We start from the raw sequence: 22411 nt of genomic DNA on the forward strand, positions 1-22411 counted from the left end.
ATGCCGGCCATCCGCTTCGACAAGGTCGACATCGTCTTCGGCGATCGTCGCAAGAAGGCGCAGGCGCTGATCGACCAGGGCCGGACGCGCGACGAGATCCTGGCGGAAACCGGCGCCGTCCTCGGCGCGGCGGGCGTCGAGTTGACCGTCGAACGCGGCGAGATCTGCGTGCTGATGGGCCTGTCCGGCTCGGGCAAGTCGACGGTGCTGCGCGCCGTCAACGGGCTGAACGAGGTGGCGCGCGGCAAGGTTCTCGTCTCGCATGACGGCGCCGAGGTCGATGTCACACATTGCGGCGCCGACGTGCTGCGCGAGATCCGCATGCGCACCGTCTCGATGGTGTTCCAGCAATTCGGCCTGTTCCCCTGGCGCACCGTGCGCGAAAATGTCGGCTTCGGGCTGGAAATCCGCGGAATTCCGGCCGCCGAGCGCAAGCGCATCGTCGACGAGAAGCTCGCCATGGTCGGCCTGTCGCAATGGGCCGACAAGCACGCGCATCAGCTTTCCGGCGGCATGCAGCAGCGCGTCGGACTGGCGCGGGCCTTCGCCACCGATGCCGAGATCCTCCTGATGGACGAGCCGTTCTCGGCGCTCGATCCGCTGATCCGCGACAAGATGCAGGACGAGCTCCTGGACCTGCAGCGCCGCATCCAGAAGACCATCCTCTTCGTCAGCCACGACCTCGACGAGGCGATGAAGATCGGCAACAAGATCGCCATCATGGAGGCGGGCCGCATCGTCCAGTGCGGCACGGCCGAGGACATATTGCTGCGGCCGGCGACGCCCTACGTCGCCGATTTCGTCAAGCATACCAATCCCTTGAACGTACTGCGCGGTCGCTCGGTGATGACGCCGGCAGGCGCGCTTAAGCGTGGCGAGGGCACGGTGCTGCTCGACCGCGAAGGGCTCGTCCGCGTCCGCGTCGATGCCGGCGACCGCCCGGTCGGCGTCGACGTCAACGGCCGCGAGGGCAGTCTCGGCCGCGTCAACGGCAATGCCGCCGCCTTCGACACGCCCTGCGACCTGATCGTCGCCCCGGTCGATTTGAAGCTCGCGACCGCGATCGCGCTGAAGCGGAGAACCGAGCATCCGATCGTCTTCGTCGACGCGGACGGACGTCTCGCCGGCCTCTGCGGCGACGACGAGATCTATTCGAGCCTGCTCCGCCGAACGGCCTAAGAGTCAGACAACTCTGACGATTTCGTCCTGGATCGGCGTCGTGACGGTGGGGCCTTCCGCCGGATCGAGGAAGACATTGATCTCGAGCCGGACGCCGAACTCGGGCAAATAGATGCCGGGCTCGATGGAAAATCCGGTGCGCGGCAGGATCCGGCGGGTGTCGTGGGTTTCGAGGTTGTCGAGATTGACGCCGAGCCCGTGCAGCCGCTTGCCCGGACCCATGCTGTGGCCGGTGCGGTGGTGGAAATTGTCGCCGTAGCCGGCCGCCGCGATGAGGCCGCGCGCCACGTCGTCGACCTGCCAGCCTTCCAGCACTTCGCCGGATTGCCAAGCTTTCTCAATCGCTTGCAGCGCCGCGTCGCGGGCGCGGCGGACGATGTCGAAGATTTCCTGGAGCCTCGGCGGGATCGTCGCGCCGGCATAGGCGCCCCAGGCAATGTCGGAATAGACGTTGCGCTCGCCGGGATAGCGGGCCCAGAAATCGATCAACAGCCAGTCGCCGGCGCCGATAAGGGCGGAACCCTCCGGCTTCGGCTCGTAGGAGACGATGCCGGAATGGCCGTTCACCTGCACGACCGGCTGGCCTTCGGTCTCCAGACCGAGGCGGTCGAACTCGGAGAAGATGAACTGCTGCAGCTCGAATTCCGTTAGCGGTTTGTTAACCCTGATGGCCGTTTTCACGCGATCGAAGGCGGCATCCTTGATGCCGGCGACGACGACGCAGGCGCGCTTGTGGCTTTCAATCGCGAAGTCGTCCCAGGCGGCGGCCGAGACCTGGAACAGGTCGGCCGAGGAGGCGATGGCGTAGCCCCAGCTCCGGAGCAGCTCGACCGTGCCGGCATCCGCCCAGGAGACGGTCGGCACGCCGCCCTCTTCCGAATATTCGAGCGCGAGCCGCTGCCCCGGTCCGAGCAACTCGCGGAGCATCGCCCGCATCTCGACCCAGCCGCGATAGATCCGCTTGTCGAGTTCGACGTCGTGGAAGAAGAACTGGTCGACGGTATGGATCAGCAGCACGGGCGGGCCGGAACGCGGCACGACCAGGAAGGCGCGTCGGGTGGGATTCCGGACGACGCCGAGGATGTGCCAGAGCAGCGGGTTGCTGCCGCGATAGTCGACCAGCAGCCAGGCATCGATGCCCTCGGCCTGCATGAAGCGCTGGGCGGTGTCGAGATCGAACATGGTGGTCTTTCCACGAAGGGACGTTTTCTTCACCTCTCCCATGGGGAGAGGTCGACGCACAACGTGCGGCGGGTGAGGGGTTCAGGCTTCTCCGGCGAGGTCTCAACCCCTCACCCGGCCCTGCGGGCCGACCTCTCCCCATGGGAGAGGTATATAAGCCCCCTACCCGCGCCGATACTTCTTCCCCGGATGGTCGTCGCGGAGCTGCTTCTGGCCGGCGCCGAGGAGGTTTTCGCGGAACGTCGTGCCCTCATAGGCCGGACGCAGCAGGCCGCGCCGGCGGAGTTCCGGCACGACGTATTTCACCGTGTCGACGAAAGTGCCGGGACGGATCGCATAGGTGATGTTGAAGCCGTCGAGATCGGCGATCTCGACCCAGCGCTGCATCTCGTCGGCAACCGTCGCGCCGGAGCCGACGAATTTCGGCCCCATGCCGCCGACGCCCATGTAGTGGGCGATGTCGCGCAGCGTCCAGACGACGTCCGGATCGGCGTCGGCGAAGAGATGGCGGGCGAAATGCGCCGCGTTCGGATTGATCTCGGTCAGCGGCTGGTCGGGATCGAATTTCGAAACGTCGAGACCGAGCGGCCCGGCGAACTGCACCATGGCGCCCTCATAGTCGGCATAGGAGAGCAGTTCGGCATATTTCTCGTCCGCCTCGCCGTCCGTCGCGCCGGCGACGATGGTAGTGACGGCGAAAACCTTGAGGCTCCTCGGATCGCGCCCCTGCGCCGCCGCGCTGGCGCGGATGTTGGCGACGACGGGCGCGATCACCTCCGGCCGCGTGCCGTGCACGAAGACGGCCTCGGCATGGGTGGCGGCGAAAGTCTGGCCGCGCGAGGAGGACCCGGCCTGGAACAGCACCGGGGTCCGCTGCGGCGACGGCTCGGCGATGAAGGCGTCGGGCACGTTGAAATAGCGCCCGGCATGGCGGATCGGATGCACCTTGGCGGGATCGACATAGATGCCGCGCGCCTTGTCGATGACGACGGCGTCGTCTTCCCAGGAGCCTTCCCAGAGCTTGTAGAGCACCTCCATGAACTCGTCGCCGCGATCATAGCGCTCGTCATGCGAGAGCTGCTCGCCGCGGCCGAGATTGCGGGCGGCGCTGTCGAGATAGGAGGTGACGATGTTCCAGCCGACGCGACCGTTGCTGGCGTGATCCAGGCTCGTCATCTTGCGGGCGAAGCCATAGGGCTGCTCGTAGGTCAGCGACACCGTCGCCGCGAAGCCGAGATGCTTGGTCGCCGCCGCCATGGCCGAAATGATCGACAGCGGGTCGTTGATCGGCACCTGAATCGCATTGCGCAGCGCCGCGTCCGGCTTGCCCTCATAGACGTCGAGCATGCCGAGCACGTCGGCGAGGAAAATCGAATCGAACCCCGCCTCCTCCAGCATCACGGCGAGCTCGGTCCAGTAGGAAAGATCCTTGTAGCGGTGCGACTGGTCTTCCGGGTGACGCCAGAGGCCAGCCGAGATGTTGACCGGCGAGCAGTTCTCGAAGGCGTTCAGATGGATGGTGCGGGCGGTCATGGGATCATCCGAAGGGCTGATATTGGACGGGCGGTTTCAGGCGGTCAATTTTGCCAGGAACCAGCTTCTCACCATTCCTGGAGGGGAAACCTCCGCACGCTACCGTCCTCCAACATGCTGAGGAGGCCCGAAGGGCCGTCTCGAAGCACGCAGAGCGATCGAGCGCAGCGGAAATCCTGCCCGTAGGTCCTGCGTCCTTCGAGACGGCTTTCTGCGAAAGCCTCCTCAGGATGCTGAGGACGGCGAGCTGCACCAAGGAGAGGTGAAGAATGCTGCGTCATCCATTCTATTCCGTCGAGCCGGCCGGCTCGGCGTCCTGGTAGGCCTTGGCGACGGCCTCGATCGCCGCGTCGACATCGACCTCGTGGCCGAGCGAAGCGAGCGCCCTGCCATAGGCGACGACATTGGCGAGCACCGGCCGGTAGGCGGCGCGAAGGCCCGTGTGGTTGAGACGGACCAGCAGCGTCTCGACGCCGCCGACGCCGGGACTGATGGCCGCGTCCTCGATCGCCTTCGTCGCCGCGACCAGTTCCTCCGGCACGATGCCCTCCGGGATCGGCGCCGCCGTCACCAGCGCCGAGGCGCTGGCGTCGTCCTCGATCCACGGGGTGATACCGAGCGCGCGCAGGCCGGCGCGGGTGGCGCGGGCGGCGACCTGGTGGCGCTCGACCACCGTTTCGATGCCGTCCTCTTCCGCGTCGATCCGGTTCAGCGCCGCATCGAGCGCCCAGAATTCCAGCGGCGCCGGCGTTCCGGGCAGCGCATCGGCGCCGCGATCCAGCCAGTTTTCCTTGAGATCGAGCAGCGAGAGGGTCGAGAGCCGCAGCGCCGGCGCCTCGGCGATCCTGGCCCAGGCCGCCTCGCTGACCGAGATGGCGGAAAGACCGGCCGGCCCGCCCAGCCCCTTCTGCGGCCCGATGACGGCGATATCGATGCCGAGCGTCTGCACCTCGAACGGATGCGCGCCGATCGATGCCACCGCGTCGACCACCAGCAACGCGCCGCGCGCCTTGGCGGCTTCCGCGATCTGCGGCAGCGGGTTCAGGACGCCGTTGGCCGCCTCGCCATGCACGAGCACGACGACGTCGACCTGCTCCATGGCGTCGAGCGCGGCCTGGAACGCGGCGAGTTCGACCGGCCGGCCGAGCTTGGCGACGACGTTCTCGACATCCGCGCCGCCGCGGCGCAGCCAGGTGGCGAAATAGTCGCCATACATGCTGGTGACGACGTTCAAGACGCGAAGGCCGGGCTTGGCGAGGCTGGCCGCCACGGCTTCCAGCGCCACGACCGCTTCCGCCTGCACGAAGACGATATCGTCGAAACTGCGCATGACCACGCCGATCTGGTCGGCCAATACGGCATAGCCGACGCTGGGATAGGCGGGCGGATCGAGCAGGTCTTCGGTGGAGAACTGGGTCATCGTCTTTCGTCTCGTGCTGGCGCCGGATCCGGGGGGAAGATCCGGCTTTTCAACTCGTGCTGAGGGAACACCGCCCCCAACATCCTGAGGAGGCCCAAAGGGCCGTCTCGAAGGCCGCAGGGTGTCGGTGAGCTCTCAAAGGGGAACTCGCCCACTCATCGTGCGTCCTTCGAGACGGCTTTCTGCGAAAGCCTCCTCAGGATGTTGGGGAACGGGGACTGCAATCTCGCCGCCTCCATCTTCTAGCTGGCCCCGGTCCGGCCAGGCTTGCGGCTCAGGCGGAAGCAGAGCGCTGCCAGCCCGAGCAGGGTGACCGTGAAGAGAAACACGACCGTCGCCGCTGCATAGACGGAGGGCGCCGGGCCGTATTGCAGGCTGCCATAGAGATAGACCGGCAGCGTGTTGACCGCCGGCGTGGTCAGGAAGGCGGCGACGACGAGATTGTCGAAGCAGAAGGCATAGGACATCAGTCCGCCGGCGAGGATCGCCGGCAGAAGCTGCGGCAGCACGATGAACCAGAGCGTCTTCAGCCGCGTGCTGCCGAGATCGGCCGCCGCTTCCTCCAGCCTCGGATCGAGCGTCAGCGCCCGGGCCCGCACGATCAGCGCCGTCACCGCGATCGCCGCCGGCGTGATGCCGGCGATCAGCGTCGCGGCGCCGAGCGGCACGCCGGTGACGGCGTAGAAGAGCAGCAGCGAGACGCCGATGACGACTTCCGGCACGATCAGCAGAATGTAGGTGAGGCCCGAGAGCCAGCGGCGCACGCGCGGGCTTGGATGGCGCACCAGCGCGTAGCCGAGCGACGCGCCCATGGCGAGGGCGATCAGCGCGGCCCAGAACGCGACATAGAGGCTGGTCTGAACAGAGCGACGCAGCGCCAGGTCGTTCCAGGCGGCCGGATACCATTCGAGCGTCCAGCCGGTGAAATGCGAGGTCTGCTTGCCGACGACGCCGAGATTGAACGAATAGAGGATCGAGACGGCGATCGGCGCGAACAGGAACAGGATCGCCAGCACGAACCAGACCGAGAGGCCGGCATCGGTCGCCCGCCGGCGGAAATCGCCCTGCCCCGGGCTTGCCGCGCGCGCGCTCATGCCGACACCTCGGCGAAGCCCTTGGTGAGGCGCGCCAGCGCCGCGACGACGACGGCGACCGCGATCAGCACCAGCACCGCCATGGCGGAGCCGAGCGCATAGTTCTGCGACTGCAGATATTGCGACGAGATCGCCTGTCCCATCAGCACGCCGCGACTGCCGCCGAGCAGTTTCGGGATCACCATCTCGCCCAGCATCGGCACGGCGGTGAGCAGCACGGCAGTGGCGATGCCCGGCCGCGCCAGCGGCAGCGTCACGGCCCAGAAAGTCTGGAAACGGCTGGCGCCGAGATCCCGGCTCGCCTCCAGCAGCGGGCCGGGAATGCGGTCGAGCACGACGAAGAGCGGCACGATGGCGATCGGCAGATAGGCGTAGACCATGCCGATGAAGACGGCGGTCTTGGTGTCGAGCAGGTCGAGCGGCCCGTCATGCAGATGCAGGAAATTCAGGATCACCTCGACCACCCCGCCGCGCGCCAAAAGGATCTGCCAGGACATGACGCGGACGAGGAACGACGAGAAATAGGGGATCAGAATGAGCACCAGCGCCAGCGTCCGGAACCGCCCGGCCTTGCGCGCGATGAAATAGGCGACCGGGAAGGCGACGACGAGGCAGAGCGCCGAGGCGGTCACCGCGAACTGCACGGTGCGCAGGAAGGTGGTCAGGTAGAAGCCGGACAGCGCGGTCTGGTAGTTCTTCAGCGTGAAGCCGAGCTCGACCGCGCCGAACAGCGAGTTTCCGAAGGAATAGACGACGGTGAAGCCGAGCGGCGCCAGGAAGAAAAGCGCCAGCCAGATCGTCGGGATGGCGGCGAACAGGTGATCGGAAACGCGCGCCGAGGGCGCGCGTTTCGATGGGGTCTGACCTGTTTTGTTCGCGGAAGTCATGAGTCTCTTGGATCGGCCATCTGCCAGTTCACCTCATCCAGGAGCGTCGTCCCTAGCGCAACGCCGCTCCGGATAACGCTCCGCCATCATCCTGAGGTGCTTCGCGGAGCGAAGCCTCGAAGGAGGGTCCAGCCTGACACTCCAGTATGCCGACACGGACCAGAACTCCGTAGCGATCCGTCCGCGATCGGCATCAAGGCGTTCCCTGGACCCTCCTTCGAGGCCCGGCTTCGCCGGGCACCTCAGGATGATGGTCGAGTTGTGCAACGCTATTCCTCAGAGAGGATGGGCTTGCGCTTAACCGCCGGCCGCCGCCTGGATCTCGGTCTGCACCTCGAGATAGACGCCGACAGTTGCCGGATCGACGACGAAGGAGGTGAGCTTGTCGAAATCGAGGTCCTTGCCGCCGAAGATCAGGTCGACGTCCTTGGTGTCGGAAGGCAGCTTGTCGCGCAGGCCGGCGAGCGCGGCCGGGAAGCCGATATACTGCGTCTCCGAGATCTGCACCGCCGGCTCGAGCTGGTAGGCGAGGAAATCATAGACCTGGTCGAGGTTCGGCGCCTTGGCGGGAATGGCGTAATTGTCGACCCAGAGCTCGCTCATCGGGCCGGGCACGACGAATTTCAGCTTCGGATTGAGCGCGATGGCGGCGCGCGCCGTGCCCTGGTTGGTCTGGGCCAGCACGATGGCGCCGTTGGCGAGCTGGTTCGGATCGAGGCCGCCAAAGGTCTTCACATGCTTGGCGAAGGCCTTGATCTCCTCGCCGGCGGCGCGGATTTCGGCCTCGGTCGCCTTGTTCCAATCCTTGCCATGGGTCCAGAGCGACATGCCGATCGTCTCCCAGCCGGAATCCGACAGGCGGACCTTGCCGCTGACGCCGGGCTTGGCGCCGGCATCGAGGAAATCCTGCCAGGTCTTGATCTCGCCGCCGACGGCTTCCGGGTCATAGACGACGCCGAGCACGCCCCAATCCTTGGGGATCGAGTACTTGTTGCCGGGATCGTAATCGCGGTTGAGCAGCGAGGGATCGAGCGAGCCGAAGTTCAGGCGGCTGTGGTCGATCTCCTGCAGGAGGCCGCGATCGGCGAGCTGCTTGATCCAGCTCGAGCTCGGGATGACGAGATCGAAATCGGCGCCGGCCGGGCTGTTCAATTTGGCGAACAGCGTCTCGTTGGAATCGTAGGAAGTGATGTTCGGCGTCACGCCGGACTTCCGCGCATATTCCGCGAGGCTGTCGTTGGAAAAGTAGTTCGGCCAGGAGAAGACGTTGAGCGCGCCGCCGCTGACCGGCTCCGCGGCCGAGGCCCGGCCCGGAAACGCCGATTGCAGCGCCAGCGCCGCCGGCGCCGCGCCGAGGAGGCCGAGCAGGGAGCGCCGGCTGAAGCCCGCGCGCTTGGAAGATCCCTGGGGAAGAAGCAGATGCCGGGTCATGACACGTTCCTTTCAAGAGGACGGGCGGGAGGGAAGCGGCTCCGCGCGATAGGCGCGCGCGGCGGAAGCGTCGAAGCTGACGGTGACCGGATCGCCCGGCTGGAGGGGCGCATCCGCGGAGGGAACGTCGCCACGCGGCTCGATCGATTCGAATTCCGTACCGCCGGCGGTCACGGCGCGAAGCCGCAGCGACGGTCCGAGCGCGACCGCGTCGACGAGGCGGGCGGATATCGCATTGGGCCCGGCGACGGCGGCGCGGGAAAAGCGGGTCTGCTCGGGCCGGACGATGACCAGTGCGCGATCGCCGGCGGCGAGGTCGGCGCTGACATGGCTGGCCTCGAGCGGGCCGAGATCGGAGGCGAGCGCGTCGCCCTCGCCCACCGTCGCGGCGATGCGGTTGGCGCTGCCGAGAAAGAGCGCGACCCAGGCGTCGGCCGGCTGGTCGTAGAGCGTCGCCGGATCGCCGATCTGGGCGAAGCGGCCGTCGCGCATCACGGCGAGGCGGTCGGCCATGCCGAAGGCCTCTTCCTGGTCGTGCGTGATGTAGATGAAGGTGGCGCCGAGCTCGGTCTGGATGCGGCGAAGCTCGCGCTGCATTTCTTCGCGCAATTTGCGGTCCAGCGCCCCGAGCGGCTCGTCGAGCAGCAGCACGGCCGGCTGGTTGGCGAGCGCGCGGGCGAGCGCCACGCGCTGCTGCATGCCGCCGGAGAGCTGGGCCGGCTTGCGGTCGGCCGCGCCGGAAAGGCGCACGAGCTCGAGCAGTTCGCCCGCCTGCCGCCGCCGCTCGGCCCGCGGCACGCCGCGCATCCTCGGGCCATAGGCGACATTGTCGAGCACGGAGAGATGCGGGAAGAGCGCGTAGCTCTGGAACACGGTGTTGACGTCGCGCCGTTCGGCCGGCAGGCCGGTGACGTCCTCGCCGGAAATCCAGACCGAGCCCTCGTCCGGCGTCTCGAAGCCGCCGATCAGGCGCATCGCCGTCGTCTTGCCGCTGCCGCTCGGGCCGACGATCGCCAGGAACTCGCCGCGCGGCACGTCGAGCGAAAGCCCGTCCAGCACCGTCTGCTCGCCAAAGCGCTTGACGACGCCCCGAAGGGCGACGGCGGAGGTATCTGGCCTTTGCGTCATCGACTATCGACCAAGCGAAGCGGGATGGAGGCGCACAGCGGCTCGGGGGAAACCGCGACGGCCAAGATTGAAACTAGTACGGCGGGCATTGCGAAGAAGCGAGTTGGATTGTTCCGAAATTTCCCGCGCCCGGAGTATCTTGTGCTCCCCCGGACCGGCATTTCAGGCAGCGTTGGAACTGCCGTTGCGTCAGACCCGCGCGCCAGGCTCGATCAGCCGCTCCGCCGCGCGCCGCACGATCTCCACGACCGGCACGTCGACGGCGACGGCGAGCACGTCGGCCTCGTCCGCGCCCGGCCGCTCCAGCGTCGCATACTGACTGGCGAGCAGGCTCGGCGGCATGAAGTGCCCCTTGCGGGCGCCGAGGCGGTCCTGCACCAGCGATTGTGGCGCGTCGAGGAAGACGAAGCGGATCGGCTGACCGGCGGCGGCGCGGATGCGGTCGCGATAGATCTTCCGGAGCGCCGAACAGGCGACGACGATGCCAGCGGGATGCGCGGCGCGATCGCCGAGCGTCCGGCCGATCTTGTCGAGCCAGGGCCAGCGGTCGTCGTCAACCAGCGGCGTGCCGCTGGCCATCTTGGCGACGTTCTCGGGGCTGTGCAGGCCGTCGCCATCGACGAAATCGATGCCGAGCGCCGCCGCCAGCCCTTCGCCGACGCTCGACTTGCCCGAGCCGGACACGCCCATCACGATGATGGCCGTGCGTGCCTGTTCCGATTGCGTCGCCATGAAATCCGCCTGCTCCCCCGCTCGCGTTTCGAGACAGCATTATCGCGGAGACGGCCTCCGGTCCACCGGCGAAGGCGGGATCCGGACGATGCCGGATCACCCCTCCATGGCGCGCAGCAGCGCGTCGATCCGCATCGTCGCGAAAGTCGAGGCGGTATCCGAAACGGCATAGGGCAGGATGATGTGCTCGCCATGCCGCATCGCGCCGCAGGTGTAGACGACGTTCGGCACATAGCCCTCGCGCTCCGACGGCTCGGGCCGGATGATCGGCTCGCTGGAGCGGGCGAGGATCTTGGACGGATCCTTCTTGTCGAGCAGCGCCGCGCCGATCGAATATTTGCGCACGGGGCCGACGCCGTGGGTGAACAGCAGCCAGCCCTCGTCGAGCTCGATCGGCGAGCCGCAATTGCCGATCTGCACGAACTCCCACGGAAAGCGCGGCCGCATGAAGGGCACGCCGCCCTCCCACGAATAGAGATCGTCGGAGTGGATCAGATAGAGGTTCTCGTTGTCCTGCCGGCCGATCATCGTGTACCGGCCGTCGATCTTGCGCGGAAACAGCGCCATGCCCTTGTTGCGCGCGGCGCTGCCATAGAGCGGCGACATGCGGAAATGGATGAAATCATCCGTCTGCAGCAGCTCGGAGCGGATCGCGCTGCCGCTATAGGCGGTGTAGGTCGCGAAGTAGGTGCGCTTGCCCTCGTCCTCGAAGCGGACGAAGCGCGCATCCTCGATGCCGTTCGACTGCGAGAGGCTGAGCGGGAAGATCAGCCGCTCGGTGATGTCCTCCTCGGGCGTGAAGGCGAGATCGATCACCTCGCCGTCGAGCACCGGCGCGCGGTTGACGACCTTCGGCACCGAGGCGAGCCGCACGGTCGGTTCGACCGCGACGGCACCATCGCGGGTGATCGTGCCGGAGCGGAAGGTCAGCGACGAGATGTGCCCCTCGCCGACCGAGCGCAGGCTCAGGATGAAGCGACAGCCTCCCGCCGGCGCGCCGCTCTGGTCGGGATGCAGCACGATGCTCGGATTGAACAAGGCCGCCGATTCGAACGAGTATTCATGCAGGAAATAGGCGCCGATCAGCTGGCGCTGGATCCGGCTGAACTCCTGATGCGACGAGAAGGCGTCCTCCATCTCGTCGGCGCGGTTCTCGAACGTCTTCAGGAGATTGCGGTGCCGGCCGTCGAAATTCTCCAGCACGTCGATCAGCTGGCTGGCCGCCGCCTCCGGGCTGAGGGCGAGGACGCGGTCGACGATATGGTTCGCCCGCGTCTTCTCCTTCGGATGCAGATCCCGCGGCTCCGTCGCCGGCTTGAACGGCCGCACGACCACGCGCGAGGGATCCGGTCGCAGAAACAGAGCCTGCCGGTTCAGGAACGAAGCATGAGACAAGGCGTCCTCGGCTGGTTTGACGGTATTTAACACGGTCGTCACGCGCGCACGGCGCGCAGCTCGCGCCGCACATGATCGCCGTCAAGCCGCGCCAGCTGGCGCATCTCGGCAAGGCTGAGCAGGTAGGACACCACGGATTCGCCTCCACGGTTCTCGTTGGCCCGGTCCGGATGCAGCCCGTCCCGGCAGCTGCCGGTTTCCGGATCGACCAGCGACGTCTTGAGATCGTTCTCGCCGAGGAACCAGGCGAAGGCGCGCCTCGCCTCGCGGATCCAGGTGCGGGCGCCATCGGCGCGCCAGGCGGCGAGACAGGCGGAGATCGTCGCCGTCGCCTCGAGCGGCTGCTGGTCGAAGGCGAGCGGCGGCTTGCGGAGGTCGCCGAAAGTCTCGCTGCCCACAGGACGGAAGCATCCGCTCGGCGCCGTCTGCACGCCCGTGAGCCAACGCAACGAGCGCAGCCCGGCCTCGACATGCGACGCCGTCCCGCTCGCCATGCCCGAAAGGATCAGGGCTTCCGGCAGGCGGGCATTGTCATAGGCCAGCCCGTTCTCGAACCAGACCCAATCGGGCGTCTCAGTCTTGGCAAAGATCGACATGAGCTTTTCGGCCAGCAGATCCCGGTAACGACGGGCGACAGGATCGTCCGGAAATGCGGCACAAAAAGGCGCGAGCCCCAGAAGCGTGAACGCCCAGGCACGCGGCGACCCGAAATCGGCCACCGTCGGCAACGCCGCGATGAACAGCGACGCCGCCCAGCGCCGTCGCGACGGGCTGCTGTCGCTCGCGGCCGCCTCGCCCAGCGCCCAGAGCGTGCGGCCGTGGCTGTCCTCCGAACCGCGCTCCTCCAGCCAGCGCCGGTCGAAGCTCATGAAGTTGCGGAAATGCCTGACGTCCGGGTTCCACGCATGCTGGATGAAGGCGGCGAAACGGGCCGTCAGCCCTTCCGGCAGGCGCTGCTCGCCGGTCCGGTTCAACGCGCAGGCGACGAGAAGCGCACGGGCGTTGTCGTCGACGCAATAGCCGTGATGGCGATCCGGCACGGAATGCACCGCGTGCTGGAACAGGCCGGTATCATCGCACATGGCGAGGAAATGGCCGAGCTGCATGGCCGGCGGCGTCGCGTTGGCGAGCGCGCGCGCGTCCGAGCCGAACCGGGAAATGAGTTTGAGGCGATCCATCGGCCGGCGCGCCGTCTCGAAGGCGGCGAGATAGCGCTTGGCCGTATTCTCCCAGGTCATGGCGCGGCTGGACGAATAGGCCCGCTTGCGCATGGCGTCGCGACGGTCGCCGTCGGTCAGGAGATCGGCGATCGCATGGCCGGTCGAGGCCGCGTCGCCGAAGGGCACGAGCACGCCGCGTCCCTCCGCCAGAAGCTCGTTCGCATGCCAATAGGGTGTCGACACGACCGCCTTTCCGAGACCGAAGCTGTAGGCCAGGGTCCCTGAGGTCATCTGTGCCTCGTTGAGATAGGGCGTGACGTAGAGATCGCACATGGCGATGTAGTCGAGCAGCGTGTCGCGGTCGACGAACTGGTCGAGGAAGACGATGTGGTCCTCGATGCCGAGATCGCCGGCGCGCGCCTTCAGACGGTCGCGATAGCTCTCGCCCTGGTCGCGCACGAGATTGGGGTGGGTCGCGCCGAGCACGACATAGACGGCGTCCGGGCGGCTCTCCAGGATCTCCGGCATCGCGTCGATCATCACCTCGATGCCCTTGTTCGGCGACAGCAGGCCGAAGGTCAGGATGACGGTTCGTCCGGCAAAGCCGAGCTTCTCCTTGACCGGCTCGGGATCGACGAGGTCGAAATCGGGGATGCCGTGCGGGATCACCTCGATCTTCTCGTCCGGCACCCGGTAGATGGTCCGCAGCATTTCGCGGCCCTTCTCCGCCATGACGACGAGGCGCGCCGAGAGATCGATGATCCGGTCGAGCACGCGGCGCTGCGCATCGGTCGGCTCCGCCAGCACCGTATGCAGCGTCGTTACCACCGGCATGTCGAGCCGCGCCAGCAGCGCGATGACATGGCTGCCGGCCTCGCCGCCGAAAATGCCGAATTCGTGCTGCAGCGAGACGACGTCGAAGTCGCCCTGGTTCAGGTAGTCCGCCGCGGCGACATAGTCCTCGAGCCTCGCATCGTCGATCTCGACGGTGACGGCCTCCGGATAGTCATAGCTCCGGCCATGATCCGTCATGGCGACGACTTCCGTCTCGGCGGCGACGGAATCCGCCATCGCCTGTCGCAGATCCGTGGTGAAGGTGGCGATGCCGCATCGGCGGGGAAGCGAGTTTCCGATGAACGCCACACGCAGGGTCGAAGGCCGGCGTACCGATTTCATAGGGTATTCTCCGCGATGCGGGAGGGCGCCGGGGCACTCCCCCTGGGTTGGGAAATCGACGCGCCTCGGGGTTGCTCCGCGGAAGGGTCGACACGGGTCTGGTCGGGGATACGCAGCAGGTCGCGACGCGGCTCGGGGCCGAGATAGGCGACGAGCGCCCTGAGGCCGGCGTGGCCGGCGTGGATCGTGCAGCGTTCCTGATCGAGGAAGGCCGCCTCGCCGACCGAGATATCGGTCGAGCCGAGAGAGGCATCGCCGGAGAGGCCGAGCATCCAGGTTTCCTGCGACGCGTTCAGGACCCGCGTCGCATCCGGCGCCAGTTCCACGCGCTCCAGCACGAAATACGGATTGGCGACCAGCAGGGTGCGGCTGTCGCCCAGCGAACGCGGCGCCTCCGCCGGCGCCATCGGGCCGGCCTCCGCGACGGCGACGCCGGCGTCGACATGCAGCTCGCGCTTGCGGCCATAGTCGAACAGGCGGAACGTCACGTCGCTCCGCTGCTGGATTTCGGCGAGCACCAGCCCGGGACCGATCGCGTGGATGGTGCCGGCGGGGATGAAGATGGCCTGGCCGGCGCGAACCGGATGCCACGCCACCAGATCGGCGATCGAACCGTCCTCGATGGCGGCGCGCAGCGCCTCGGGCGTCAGTTCCTGCTTGAGACCGGCCGCGATGGCAGAATCCGGCTCGGCCGAGAGGATGTACCAGGCCTCGGTCTTGCCGTGCGGCTCGCCCATCGTGCGGGCATAGGCATCGCCCGGATGCACCTGGATCGACAGGGCCTGGCGGGTGAACAGCAGCTTCAAAAGCAGTTCCGGCGTCGGCGCAGCCGCATCCGCCCGTTCAAACCATAGTTCTCCGATCGGTTCGGCATCGGGCCTGAGCGCACTCCAAGGACGAAGGTTCCAGCTTCCCCAAGGTTTTTGCACAGCCCGTATCAAGGCATGTTCGATTGCCATGAAACGCTCCTGTTCTTTTGCTTTTCAGACGTTTCGACGTGGCAGTCAGCGGGAAGAATCCCGACTTCGGCTGCACGGAAGACACGGACTAAACGTCACCGTCGCCGCTCCGTTCCCAACGAAACTGCCCGAATAAAGAGCTCTTTCTGCGGGACGTCGCGGCAGGCAACGGCCGATCGGCGGATGCGAGCGGCCGGAACGGGCCGGCTCCGGCCGCAAGCGAACTAGGAATGACAGCGCAATCATTTGGCGGCTTGACAGGCGATGGCGTCGCCTGTTTAACAAACTGGTCTGCTGGTCCGATCAGTCAATTAGTGGTGCGATGACGGTTTCGACGAAGAATCTGGATCCTGCGCTTCTCGCCGAGCTCCCGAGCTTTCGCGAGGCCATCGTCAAGCGCCCGATCACCAGCGTCATCAGCGACAAGATCGCCGCGCTGATCGCCTCCGGCATCCTGCAGGTCGGCGACGCGCTGCCGAGCGAGCGCCATCTCGCCACCGCCCTCAACGTCAGCCGCGACGCCGTGCGCGGCGGCATCCAGATGCTGGCGGCGCGCGGTATTCTCGAGATTTCGCATGGCGCGCGGACGCGGGTGCGCAGCAATGAGGTCGGCCCGATCGGCGTCGGTTTCGCCACCGCCCGCGCGGTGAATTCCTACGACATCGAATCCGTGCACGCGGCGCGCCTGCTGGTCGACCGCCAGGTGGTCGCCGACGCCGCCCGCAACATCGACGACGCCGGGGTCGCCATCCTGCAGTCGCTGCTGGAAGCGCAAGTCGAGGCGCTGGACGACCCCGTCCGCTTCCTGATCTCCGACCGCGAATTCCACGTCGCCATCTACCAGGCCTCCGGCAACCCGCTGCTCGCCGACATCAGCACCGATCTCTACGCCTACATGATGGAATACCGCCGCGAGGCGCTGACGAGCCCCGGCGCCATCGCGACCAGCTATGCCGACCACGTCGCCATCGTCGAGGCGATCCGCGCCCGTGACCCGGCGGCGGCGGCGGAAGCCTTCATGACCCATACCGGCCGCATCTACGTGACGACGCAGCCCTTCCTGAAGGGAGGCGGCTGACCGACCGACCGGCGCGCGCGAACGGGGGATCGCAGCGCGCGCACCGGCGCATCCATTTCTGCAACGCAGCCGATTCCGGCTGATCCAATGGGAGGAACTCTATGGAACGTCGCACATTCCTGAAGCTCGCGGCCGGCACGACGCTGCTCGCGGGCTCCGGCCTCGCCGGCATGTCCGCCGCCGCGGCGGCCGGCAAGGAAATCGTCTATCTGACGCCCGGCCTCGACCTGCCGTTCTGGCGCTACCTGTCGAAGGGCATCGAAGCCACCGTCAAGGAGAAGGGCTTCAACTTCCAGGCGCTCGACAGCCACAACAGCGCCGAGACGCAGCTGCGCAACGCGCAGGACTCGATCGCCCGCGGCGTCGCCGGCATCATCATCTCGCCGACCGATTCCTCGACCGCGCCGAGCGTGCTGGCGCTGGCCCAGAAGGCCAACATCCCCGTCGTCATCGGCGATATCGGCACCAATAGCGGCGACTATTCCTCCTTCATTATCTCGGACAACTACAAGGGCGCGCACGACGTCGGCGTCGCGCTCGCCGAGGCGCTGAAGGCGAAGGGCTGGGAAGGCGGCTCGGTCGGTATCGTCGCCATCTCGCAGGCGCGCAAGAACGGCCAGGCCCGAACCAAGGGCTTCCTCGACGGCCTGAAGGAAGGCGGCTTCACCGGCAAGGAAGCCGGCCTGCAGCAGATGCAGAGCTACACCGCCGACGAGACCTTCAAGTTCACGCAGGACCTCCTCACCGCCAATCCGGACATGCGCGGCCTGTTCATCCAGACCGACCAGCCGGCGATCGGCGCGCTGCGCGCCATCAAGGCGGCCCGCCGCAACGGCGAAGTCCTGCTCGCCGCCTTCGACGGCATTCCGGAATTCGTCGACCTCCTGAAGTCGGGCGACCTCGTCGTCTCCGGCATGCAGCAGCCCTACCTGATGGGCGTCAAGTCGGGCGAAGCGCTGCTCGACGTCCTCGACGGCAAGACGCCGGAGAAGGAAATCACCGTTCCGATCGTCGCCATCACCAGCACGAACATCGAGCAGGAACTGCCAACGATCCGCCAGACGGTCTTCGCCAACGAAGTCTGATCATAGCCGGCCGCGCGGCGCCCGTCGTCGCGCGGCCGGTTGCGAGCCCTCTCGCCACCCGTGCCCGTCGCGGCGCGCGCGTGGCCGTGCCCAGGAGCATGACCCTTGCAGCCCAACACTGCCCCCCTCGCGGAGACGGGCCACACCACCCTTCTCACCGCCCGGGACATCACCAAGACCTTCGACCGCACGCGGGCTCTGCAGGGCGCGAATTTCGAACTGCGCGAAGGCGAGGTGCACGGCCTGCTCGGCGCGAACGGCGCCGGCAAGTCGACGCTCTCCAAGGTGATCTCCGGCCACTACACGCTGGATACGGGCGAGCTCACCTATCGCGGCCATGAGATCCGCCTGCGCTCGACCCGCGACGCGCTGCGGATCGGCATCGGCATCGTGATGCAGGAGACGAGCCTCGTCCCCGACCTGACCGTACTCGAAAACATCTTCCTGCCCGAACTCGGCCGCCCCGGCCGGCTCGACTATGGCCAGCTGCGCAAGCGCGGCCAGGAAATCCTCGACGATCTCGGCCAGGGCGACAGCCTGCCCTTCGACTGGGAAGTGCGCCGCCTCTCCTCGGCGCAGAAGCAGCTGGTCGAGATCGCCAAGGCGCTCGGCGTGCGCGCCAAGCTTTTGATCTTCGACGAACCCACGGCCTCGCTCAGCCCCGGCGAGGCGGAGCGGCTGTTCGACATCATGGCGCGGCTGCGCGCCTCCGGCCACGGCCTCGTCTTCGTCTCGCATCGCCTCGAAGAAGTCTTCGCCATCACCGATCGCGTCACGGTCATGCGCGAGGGGCGCACGGTGATGAACGCGCACCCGACCGCGACGCTGTCGCAGGCGGATCTGATCCGCGCCATGGTCGGCACCGAACTCGGCGCGATCTACGAGCGCGGCGACACCCACACGGTCGCCGAGACCGACGCGCCGGTGGCGCTTGCCGTCCGCAACCTCGCCTCGGCGCCGGAAGTGCGCGATGTCTCCTTCTCCGTCCGCAGGGGCGAGATCCTCGGCATTGGCGGCCTCGTCGGCGCCGGCCGCTCGGAGACGGTCGAGGCGATCTTCGGCCTCCGCCCGCGTACCGGCGGCACCGTGACCCTCAACGGCAAGCCGCTCAGGGCCGACAAGCCCCAGGCGGCGATCCGCGCCGGCCTCGGTTTCGTCGCCGAGGACCGCCGCACGCAGAACATCGTCCCCGATCTCTCGGTCAAGGAGAACCTGCTGCTCGCGCATCTCGGCGCGCATCGCGGCTTTTTCTGCAGCTACGCCTCGCGCGAGAAGAAGGTGAAGGAGCTGCTCGCCAAGCTCGGCATGCCGGAGGACCGGGTGACCGACGCCTCGATGCTGAACTTCTCCGGCGGGATGCAGCAGAAGATCATCATCGCCCGCTGGCTGCTGCTGGAGCCGGACGTGCTGATCCTCGACGAGCCGACCAAGGGCGTCGACATCGGCACCCGCGCCTCGATCTACGCCATGCTGCGCGACATCGCGGCCGAGGGCGTCGCCCTCGTCGTCGTCTCCTCCGATTTCGAGGAACTGCTCGGCCTCTCCGACCGCGTCGTCGTGATGAGCGACGGCCGCACCATCGCCGACCTGCCGAGCGCCATGCTCGACGAGGAGAGCCTGACGCTGCTGGCAGCACCCCGCACCTCGATGGTCCGCAACACCGCGATGCTGAACGATCTCGCCCGCGAGCACGGCGGCTCCGGCTTCTGGGCGCTGATCGAGGGCGAGCGGCTGATCTGCCTGAACGCCGTCGTCGACAATCCGGCGCTCGATCCCGGCTTCAAGGCCGGCCAGGCGCGCGAACTCGGCGCCACCCAGATCCCCGAGGCGCTCCGCCGCCGCGAGCCGATCTTCGTGCCGGAGGCCGACCGCGCCCGCACCACGCTGGTCGTTCCGATGACGAGCCCGCGCGGCCACGACCTCGGCTGGGTCGGCCTGTCGCTGCCGGCCGATCGGCCGCTGCCGGCGCCGGAAACGATCAAATCCCGTATCGACACCATGGCGGCAACGCTGTGAGCAAGGATCTTTCGCCCATGGCTACTCAAACCCTGAACCGACAGGCCCCCGCTTCGCCGCTGAAGAAATTCGCGCAGCGGCTCGAAGTCCGCATGCTGCTTTTGGCGCTGCTGATCGCGGTCTGCCTGTCCTTCCTGTCGCCATTCTTCCTGACCAAGTCCAACATCTTCAACCTGCTCGACCAGTCGGTGGTGATCGGCATCGTCGCCGTCGGCATGACCTTCGTCATCCTGACCGGCGGCATCGACTTGTCCGTCGGCTCCGTCGCCGGCCTGACCGGCATCATCCTCGGCCTGTCGCTGCAGCACGTGCCGATCGTCCCGGCGATCGGCATCGCGGTCGTCGCCGGCGGCTTCATCGGCCTGATCTCGGGCACGCTGATCACCGTCTTCGGGCTCGCGCCCTTCGTGGTGACGCTCGGCGTCATGGCGATCGGCCGCAGCCTCGCCTACATCTTCTCCGGCCAGACGGCGATCTCGAACATCCCGATGGGCATGCAGGACATCGTCTACACGAACTTCCTCGGCATCCCGTCCAACGTGCTGTTCCTGATCGCGCTCTACGCCGCCGCCTGGGCCTACCTGACCTATACCAAGGGCGGCCGCACCATCTACGCCGTCGGCTCCAACAAGGAAGCCGCCCGCGCCGCCGGCCTCAACACCACCTTCTATTCGATCCTGCCCTATGTGCTCTCCGGCGCCTTCGCCGCCGTCGCCATCACCTTCTCGATCAGCCAGCTGCTCTCCGCCGATCCGCTGATGGGCAACCAGATGGAGCTCGACGCCATCGCCGCCGTCGTCATCGGCGGCGCCAGCCTCTATGGCGGCCGCGGCTCGATGATCGGCACGCTGTTCGGCGTCTTCATCATGGTGATGATCCGCAACGGCTTGAACCTGATGGGCGTCTCGCCGTTCTGGCAGGGCACGGCGATCGGCACCATCATCATCCTGGCGCTCCTGGTCGAACGCCTGGTCTCCTCGAGGATCAGCCGATGAGCAACGCCGCCTCCCTCGCCATCCGGCTCTTCGGCACCGACGAGCCCGTCACGCCGCTCCGCATCCTGAGGGCGGGGGCGCTCACCGCCGAGCTCGATACCGGCAATCTCCGCCATATCCGCTATGCCGGCGTCGAAATCATCCGCGCCGTCTCCTTCATCGTCCGCGACAAGAACTGGGGCACCTACAACCCGGTCCTCTCGGACCTCGTCGTCGACGAGCGCGCCGACGGCTTCACCGTCACCTACAAGGCGCTGGCGCTCGACGACAACCAGGCCTTCCGCTATGCGGCGCGCATCGAGGGCTCGGCCGACGGTACCCTCGATTTCTCGGCCGAGGGCCATGCGGAAGATCCCTTCCTCACCAACCGCACCGGCTTCGTCGTGCTGCATCCCATCAACGGCGTTTCCGGCCATCCGGTGACGATCGAGCATGTCGACGGGCGGGTCGTCGAGAGCCGCTTCCCCGACATCATCGATCCTGTGCAGCCGATGATGGATCTGCGCGCCCTCACCCATGAGGCGGCGCCGGGGCTGAAGGTGACCTGCCGGATGGAAGGCGACACCTACGAGATGGAGGACCAGCGCAACTGGACCGACGCCTCGTACAAGACCTATGTCCGACCGCTCGCCCTGCCCTGGCCCTACACGCTGCAGAAGGACGAGACCATCCGCCAGGCGGTGCGCGTCACCGTCGAGGGATCGCTCGCGGACAGCAGCGCCAGCGCGGAAGCAGGCGTGGTCACGCTCGGGGACCGCATCGGCACGGTGCCGCCGCTCGGCCTCGGGCTCGACCCGTCGGAGATCGCCGACACGATCGCGGAGGCCGACACGCTGCGCCGCGTCGGCGCCAAGGTGCTGGTCGGTTCTTACGACCCGTCGCGCGGCCATGACGAGGCGACGCTCGCCGGCATCGTGGAAGCAGCGAACGCGATCGGCGCCGAGCCGTGGCTCGAAGCGGTCGTCCAGTCGGTCGACGGCTTCGAGGCGGAGATCGCGGCGCTCGGAGAAACCGTCGCCGAGATGGGCTCGCCGTTCGCCACCGTGCTGCTGTCGCCGCTGCCGGATTTGAAATGCACCCTGCCCGGCAGCGTCTGGCCGCCCGCCCCGCCGCCGCGCGACTTTTTCAGCGTCGCGCGAAAGGCGTTCCCGAAGGCGCGGCTCGGCGGCGGCATGTTCAGTCTCTTCACCGAGATGAACCGCAAGCGGCCGCCGGTCGACCTGATCGACCTGGTCTCGTTCACGACGACGGCGATGCTGCATGCCGGCGACGACCACTCGATCACCGAGGGGCTGGAGACGCTGCCGGCGATCGCGCTCAGCGCGTCGGCGATTGCCGGCGACAAGCCCTATGCGGTCGGCCCGAGCGCCATCGGCATGCGCATGAACCCCTATGGCGATGCGCCGTTCGCGAACCCCGGCAATATCCGCCAGGCGATCAACTTCAACGATCCGCGCCATCGCGGCCTGCTCGGCGCCGCCTGGGCGCTCGGCTTCTTCGCCCGCTTCGCCGCCGGCGGCGCCACGGTGATCACGCTCGGCGGCACCACCGGCGCCTTCGGCCTGGTCTTCGTGAAGCATCCGTGGCCGCAGCCCTGGTTCGACGAAGAGGGCGGCGTGTTCCCGATGTTCCATGTGCTCGCCGGCCTGGCGCGGCTCGCGGGCCAGCCGCTCCGCGCCGTCGAAACACCAGACACGATCGAGGCGATCGCCGCCGAGACCGGGGATGGCGTGGAACTCTGGCTTGCCAACCGCACGGGCACAGAACAGTCTGTCGCCCTGCCCGGCGCGCCGCGCGACCTGTTCCTGCTCGACGCCGACAGTTTTGTCGCCGCCACGCGGGATCCGGATGCGCTCGACACGCTGACCAAACCTTTCGACGGCCGGACGCTCGTGCTGGCCCCCTATGCGGTAGCCCGTCTCCGACTGTCCTGATATCGTTTCATTATTCGAGGTTATACT

At 67.3% G+C, this 22411-nt stretch carries 17 protein-coding genes; 6 read left to right on the plus strand and 11 right to left on the minus strand.

The annotated features are described in order from the left end of the window. Nucleotides 1–1179 carry a choline ABC transporter ATP-binding protein gene (gene choV, locus K32_RS16875; RefSeq protein WP_201400640.1) on the plus strand — a complete coding sequence of 393 codons (1179 nt, stop codon included), beginning with the start codon at nt 1–3 and terminating at the stop codon, nt 1177–1179. A gap of 3 nt (nt 1180–1182) precedes the next feature. On the opposite strand, the gene K32_RS16880 is transcribed toward choV, so the two are convergent. From K32_RS16880 to K32_RS16930, 11 genes are all read right to left on the minus strand, one after another. Continuing rightward, the gene (locus K32_RS16880) at nt 1183–2361 is read right to left on the minus strand and encodes a Xaa-Pro peptidase family protein (protein ID WP_201400641.1); all 1179 of its coding nucleotides are present in this window, start codon (nt 2359–2361) and stop codon (nt 1183–1185) included. Nucleotides 2362–2523: 162 nt separating this feature from the next. Continuing rightward, nucleotides 2524–3894, minus strand: a complete 1371-nt coding sequence (locus K32_RS16885) for an LLM class flavin-dependent oxidoreductase (protein ID WP_201400642.1) — start codon at nt 3892–3894, stop codon at nt 2524–2526. 286 nt (nt 3895–4180) lie between these two features. Beyond that, a complete protein-coding gene (locus tag K32_RS16890) occupies nt 4181–5314 on the minus strand; it encodes an alanine--glyoxylate aminotransferase family protein (RefSeq protein WP_201400643.1) in 1134 nt (377 codons plus the stop codon). A 242-nt stretch (nt 5315–5556) separates the two neighbouring features. Beyond that, nucleotides 5557–6408 carry an ABC transporter permease gene (locus tag K32_RS16895; RefSeq protein ID WP_201400644.1) on the minus strand — a complete coding sequence of 284 codons (852 nt, stop codon included), beginning with the start codon at nt 6406–6408 and terminating at the stop codon, nt 5557–5559. Then, nucleotides 6405–7295 carry an ABC transporter permease gene (locus K32_RS16900; protein ID WP_201400645.1) on the minus strand — a complete coding sequence of 297 codons (891 nt, stop codon included), beginning with the start codon at nt 7293–7295 and terminating at the stop codon, nt 6405–6407. The genes K32_RS16895 and K32_RS16900 overlap by 4 nt, the downstream gene beginning before the upstream one ends. A gap of 297 nt (nt 7296–7592) precedes the next feature. Beyond that, nucleotides 7593–8726, minus strand: coding sequence for a spermidine/putrescine ABC transporter substrate-binding protein (locus K32_RS16905; protein ID WP_201400646.1), 1134 nt, complete (start codon nt 8724–8726; stop codon nt 7593–7595). A 12-nt stretch (nt 8727–8738) separates the two neighbouring features. Beyond that, entirely contained in the window at nt 8739–9854 is a 1116-nt protein-coding gene (locus K32_RS16910; RefSeq protein WP_201400647.1) for an ABC transporter ATP-binding protein, read from the minus strand. 189 nt (nt 9855–10043) lie between these two features. Further along, nucleotides 10044–10586 (minus strand): gluconokinase, encoded by a 543-nt coding sequence (locus K32_RS16915; RefSeq protein WP_201400648.1) that lies wholly within the window; start codon nt 10584–10586, stop codon nt 10044–10046. Nucleotides 10587–10682: 96 nt separating this feature from the next. Then, a complete protein-coding gene (locus tag K32_RS16920) occupies nt 10683–11981 on the minus strand; it encodes a glycoside hydrolase family 130 protein (protein ID WP_201400649.1) in 1299 nt (432 codons plus the stop codon). A 38-nt stretch (nt 11982–12019) separates the two neighbouring features. Beyond that, nucleotides 12020–14317, minus strand: a complete 2298-nt coding sequence (locus tag K32_RS16925; protein WP_201400650.1) for a glycosyltransferase family 4 protein — start codon at nt 14315–14317, stop codon at nt 12020–12022. Next, nucleotides 14314–15123 carry a class I mannose-6-phosphate isomerase gene (locus K32_RS16930; protein WP_244669559.1) on the minus strand — a complete coding sequence of 270 codons (810 nt, stop codon included), beginning with the start codon at nt 15121–15123 and terminating at the stop codon, nt 14314–14316. The genes K32_RS16925 and K32_RS16930 overlap by 4 nt, the downstream gene beginning before the upstream one ends. A 475-nt stretch (nt 15124–15598) precedes the next feature. Here K32_RS16930 and K32_RS16935 point away from each other — a divergent pair, with 475 nt between their 5' ends. The 5 genes from K32_RS16935 (at nt 15599) to K32_RS16955 (ending at nt 22384) form a co-directional block, all read left to right on the plus strand. Continuing rightward, a complete protein-coding gene (locus tag K32_RS16935; protein WP_201400652.1) occupies nt 15599–16354 on the plus strand; it encodes a FadR/GntR family transcriptional regulator in 756 nt (251 codons plus the stop codon). A 101-nt stretch (nt 16355–16455) separates the two neighbouring features. Further along, on the plus strand, nt 16456–17439 hold the full coding sequence (locus K32_RS16940; protein WP_201400653.1) for a substrate-binding domain-containing protein: 984 nt from the start codon (nt 16456–16458) through the stop codon (nt 17437–17439). 105 nt (nt 17440–17544) lie between these two features. Beyond that, nucleotides 17545–19455 carry a sugar ABC transporter ATP-binding protein gene (locus tag K32_RS16945; protein ID WP_201400654.1) on the plus strand — a complete coding sequence of 637 codons (1911 nt, stop codon included), beginning with the start codon at nt 17545–17547 and terminating at the stop codon, nt 19453–19455. A 17-nt stretch (nt 19456–19472) separates the two neighbouring features. Then, complete coding sequence (locus tag K32_RS16950) at nt 19473–20450, plus strand: ABC transporter permease (protein ID WP_201400655.1); 978 nt, start codon at nt 19473–19475, stop codon at nt 20448–20450. Then, nucleotides 20447–22384, plus strand: coding sequence for a hypothetical protein (locus K32_RS16955; RefSeq protein ID WP_201400656.1), 1938 nt, complete (start codon nt 20447–20449; stop codon nt 22382–22384). Before K32_RS16950 ends, K32_RS16955 begins: the two co-directional genes overlap by 4 nt. Nucleotides 22385–22411: the final 27 nt, after the last annotated feature.

It is taken from the genome of Kaistia sp. 32K, assembly GCF_016629525.1.
GTDB lineage: Bacteria > Pseudomonadota > Alphaproteobacteria > Rhizobiales > Kaistiaceae > Kaistia.